Annotated in this window: 1 pseudogene; it reads left to right on the top strand. The window is 40.0% G+C overall.

Annotated elements, in window-relative coordinates:
• Positions 1–275, top strand: a pseudogene (locus CWB72_RS20425) (RNA-binding transcriptional accessory protein); the annotation flags it as partial.

Here is a 275-nt window from a genome sequence, read left to right as displayed (position 1 = left end):
AAAGAGTTAGTAAAAATATATGGCATAGAAGTATTTGCTATCGGCGACGGAACAGCAGGAAGAGAAACCGAGCAGTTTATTAAAAAGATGAATTTAGGGTTACCGATTTTTTTGTTGAACGAAGATGGGGCCTCAGTATATTCTGCTTCTGAAGTAGCCAGAGAAGAGTTCCCAAATGAAGATATTACCGTGAGAGGCGCTGTGAGTATAGGTAGAAGATTAATGGACCCTTTGGCAGAATTAGTAAAAATAGATCCCAAAAGTATCGGCGTGGG

Origin of the sequence: Pseudoalteromonas phenolica, from assembly GCF_005886345.1 — a bacterium.
Taxonomy (GTDB): domain Bacteria; phylum Pseudomonadota; class Gammaproteobacteria; order Enterobacterales; family Alteromonadaceae; genus Pseudoalteromonas; species Pseudoalteromonas phenolica_A.
This window is presented reverse-complemented; position numbering and strand designations above follow the sequence as displayed.